The sequence below is a fragment of the Burkholderia sp. B10 genome (assembly GCF_004368385.1).
GTDB lineage: Bacteria > Pseudomonadota > Gammaproteobacteria > Burkholderiales > Burkholderiaceae > Burkholderia > Burkholderia vietnamiensis.
Genome location: NZ_PQMX01000149.1, coordinates 1 through 3,820, shown reverse-complemented (window position 1 = coordinate 3,820; position 3,820 = coordinate 1). Strand labels below are relative to the sequence as shown.

At 72.4% G+C, this 3,820-nt stretch carries 2 protein-coding genes and 1 pseudogene; 1 reads left to right on the top strand and 2 read right to left on the bottom strand.

The annotated features are described in order from the left end of the window. Nucleotides 1–2,985, bottom strand: a pseudogene (locus C3Y15_RS31180) (DNA translocase FtsK); the annotation flags it as partial. A 24-nt stretch (nt 2,986–3,009) separates the two neighbouring features. On the opposite strand from C3Y15_RS31180, the gene C3Y15_RS32485 reads away from it, so the two are divergent. After that, nucleotides 3,010–3,435, top strand: a complete 426-nt coding sequence (locus tag C3Y15_RS32485; RefSeq protein WP_243860303.1) for a hypothetical protein — start codon at nt 3,010–3,012, stop codon at nt 3,433–3,435. Here the strand turns inward: C3Y15_RS32485 and C3Y15_RS31175 are convergent. Continuing rightward, nucleotides 3,416–3,820: META domain-containing protein (locus C3Y15_RS31175; protein ID WP_134206940.1), on the bottom strand; the 405-nt coding region annotated here is incomplete at its 5' end. The two genes, C3Y15_RS32485 and C3Y15_RS31175, sit on opposite strands and share 20 nt — an antisense overlap.

The following is a 3,820-nucleotide window of genomic DNA, read 5'->3' as shown; positions in this document are numbered from 1 at the left end:
GGCGGCGTTTGCGGCGGACGATGCGGGTGCGTCGGTCGGTGCTACGGCTTGGGCGAAGGTGACGGTGGCCGGTGTGGGCACTGCTGCCATTGCCGTAGCAGCGGCAGGCTCGGCGGCCGCCGCCGCGGGCGAGGTGCCGGCCAGCATGGCGCCGGGGAGCGATGCAGCGGTGAGCGTCGGCAGTGCGGCGCCGACGGGCGCGGCCGTCGATGTCGCGATCGTTGCTGCGGGCATCGGGTTGGTCGGCGACGAAGTAGCGGGCGCCGGCGTGCCGGTGTACGACTGGGCCTGCTGCGCGGGCGTGGACGCGATCACGCGATCCGGAGCCGCAGCGTCGAGCGGCGCGTGGGAAACGGTGAAGGATGACGTGGGCGCTGCTGCCTGAGTCGAGGACGGCGGTGCCGCGAATGGCGCAATCGCTGCGGTCGGCGTCATAGATGTCATTGACGCGGGCGTACCGCTCGCCGTCGACGTGCCGCCAAATGCAGCGGTCGACCCGAACGTGGGCGTGGCCGTACCGACGGCAGCAAGTGCGCCCGCAGACGGAGCCGGCGCGATGCTGGCGGTTGGCGCTTGCGTTGCATGTGTCTGCGTGGCGGACTCGGCCGGTGTATCGACCGCCGGCGCGTCTGGCGTGCGGCTCGCGTGGGATGCCGACTCCGTGGCCGATGCAGGCGACGCGCCGGTGGCTGCGCGCTCCGTCGACATGGAGAACGATGCCGTCGTTTGCGTCACGGGAACGTTTGCCGTCGGATGCGAGGCGGTCGAGCCGAGGGCGGCGGGGAGCGATGCGGTTGCAACGGCCGACATCGGCTCGGCGGCGCGCATCGCCGACTGCGCCGACGCATCGATCGAAGGTGCGCGGGCAGGCGTCGCCGGTGCGATCGGCGATGCGAACGCGCGCGCCGCGGAAGCGGCGGTGTCGCTAGTCGTTGCCGTGGCGGGCGGGGCAGTCGAGACGGTCGATGCGGTGTTGGGCGTGTGGCTGCCGGGTTCGTACGGGCTTCCGGGCATGCTGGCGCGTGCCGGGGATGCTGCGGACGGTATCGGCGACGCGGGCGTTGCAAACGATGCGGGCAGACTCGGCGCGACGGGCGCTTCCGAGGACACTGCCGATGCAGGCGATGCCGATGCGGCCATCGCCGCGGCCGATTCCAGCGACGCTGACGGGCTCGGCGCGATGGGCGCTTGCGACGACGCTGCCGCTGCAGGCGACGCCGACGCCGCAGGTGCCGCGGGCGTTGCAAACGATGCGGGCAGACTCGGCGCGACGGGCGCTTGCAACGACGCAGCCGCTGCAGGCGACGCCGACGCGTCCGCAGTCGGCGAAGCCGGCATAGATGCGTTCAGCGCTCCGTGCGCAATTTGTTTCGCGGGTTCGGGCGTCCCTGCCATACCGTCGTTCGCGTCGACGAATCGGGCGATATCGGCGCTAACCGCTGGTTGCGCGAGGGCCCCGTCGCTGCTGCCAGCGCCCGCGCGGTCGACGTCACGACCCGACGCATTCGCCGACGGCGTACCGGCGATCGAACCAGCTCCGTCGACATCGCGAGTCGCCATCCCTTCCTGCACCTGGCGTGCCGAAATCGGTTGCGACTGCGACGTATCCAATGCGGAACTGGGCGTGTCGACGACGTCTTCCCAGGGCGCAACGTCGATCGGTGCATGGGATTCCGGCGCGGCAGCGCCGTTGACGGCATGTTCGCGTTCGCTGCCCGGACGGTCTGCGTGCGCGTGCGTTTCGACGCCGGGCGCTTTCGGCGCGTCCTGCGCTGGCTGATCGACGAGCCAGGAGCTGATGTCCACGATGGGAGCGTGCGCGCCTGAGCCTAATGGCATGAACGCATCCAGCACGATCGGTTCGCTGTCGGCGGAAGCAGCGGAAGCACCGGGAGCCGATGTGGACGCAGATGCGGTTGCGAGCGCATCCGCCCGTCCGACGTCGTGCGGGGCGACCGGATGCCCATCCGAAGCGAGGGCGCCCGACGCGGCAACGGAGGCCGACTCGGACGCAACCACGCCGCCTGCCACACCAACCGCACCAACCGCCGCGGCGGTCGCTTCGCTCGCCGAACTGCCAGCCGCTGCTGCCGTACCCGCCGCATTCCCCGGCCGCACCCCATCCAGCGCCGCCCACTGCGCGGTGCTGGCTTCGATCGAGCGCAGCGTGTCGTGAACGCTCGGCGCCGGCGTGATCGGTTCTGCGGGCTGCTGCACCCACGCGTAAAGCGGTGCGCGGGCGGGCGTCGGCGGCGCGGGGCGGCGCCGTGCCGGGTCAGCAGCCGGGCCGGCGGCGGCTCCCGTCGCCGGACGTGCGGCCGTGCGCGGCGGCGTCGCACCAACCGGGCGCGGCGCGACCGTGGCGCGCGGCGCGCTCGGCTGCTTCGACGCCGCCACGGCTGCCGTCGCGGCTGCAGCGGCTGCCGGCCGAGCGGCGGTCGGTTGCGGTCGAACCGGCTGGAACCCGGCCGGCAGCGGCGCCGGATTCGGGCGCGGCCCCTGCGCGTTCGCGGCGGCGCGCGCGAGGCTGGCGGTGCTGCCGGTCGTCGGCGGCGGCATCGCGCTCGGCGTAGCCGGGACCGGCGGCGCCGGCATGCGCTTGGCCGGCGTCGGCTTCAGCCATCCCGACGGCGCGACCGGCTCCGCCAGGGGGCGCGCCGCGGCCTTGTTGCGCGGTTTCGGCCGGGCCTGCGGATCGGGCTTCCACAACGTCGGGCGCGAATACCGCCCGTTCTGGCGCGGCGCCATCGAATTGACCGTATGGGCGGTCGTCGGCTGCACGATGTCGTCGTCGCGATGCAGCGCGCCGCGCGGCAGGTCGGCGACGCTGCGCACGTCGTCGTCCGCGACGTCGCGCGCGAGCTTCACGCCGAACGACGCGTCGACCCACGCGGCGAACTGGCGCCAGCGAATGCCGGTCAGCCACGGCAAGCCGGCGAGCAACAGCACGACCATCGCGACCGGCGTGCCGATCGGGCCGAGCACGTGGGCGAAGCCGGCGGAGAGCGCATGGCCGAGCGCGTTGGTGTCCGGGCCGGACAACGGGCTCGTCAGCGCGCAGCTCGCGACGAACACCGCCGCGAAGCCGATCCAGAGGCGAATCGAGCCGTGGCCGGCGAGGCCGCCGCCGCCGGGCAGCATCGCCTGAACGAGACGCCAGAAGAGAAGGAGGAACCAGACGGCAGAGATGCCGAACCAGCCGAAGACTACCGTGTGCATGCTTTGATGAAACAGGAAGAAGGGCGGGGCGCGGTGCGCGATCCGCCGAGTTTAACCGGCCGACGAACGAGATTGACGAGACTGACAGCGCGCCGGCGCAACATGAAGACGGCGAGGCCGGTTCAGGCTGCGCGACGCATGGATTCGAGGCCGCGCGACGCGGCGGCGCATGGACCGCCCGCGCTCGGGCGCCGCATCAGCCGCCCCGACGCGTGAAGGTGAGCGTCTCGCCGGCTTCGGTCACGATCTGCAATTGCTGCGGCTCGCGCATCTGCACGCCGGTCTTCTGCACGTGGGCGAGCGCATCGAGGTACGCATGCTCGAGCTGGCCGCCCAGCGCGTCCGGACACGCCATGCGCGTGCCGGCGAGCGGCCCGAAGCTGAGCAGCCCGTTCTTGATCGCGTAGGTGCCCATATAGCGGTTGCAGCCCGAAAAGCCGCTCGCGCGCCGCACGCCCGACTCGGTCGACAGCGCGAGCCTGATCGGCTCGCCGTTGTCGCCGTGCGGAATCGTGCGCGGCGTGCCGTCGGCGGCGACCCAGCTCGTGAGTTCCCAACTCGCGTCGTCGAGCAGCTGGACGGCGGCCGGATTGTACGGGTC

Coding starts and splice junctions, on each gene's coding strand:
- C3Y15_RS32485 (WP_243860303.1), top strand. CDS start 3,010: ATGGCCGAGCGCGTTGGTGTCCGGGCCGGACAACGGGCTCGTCAGCGC.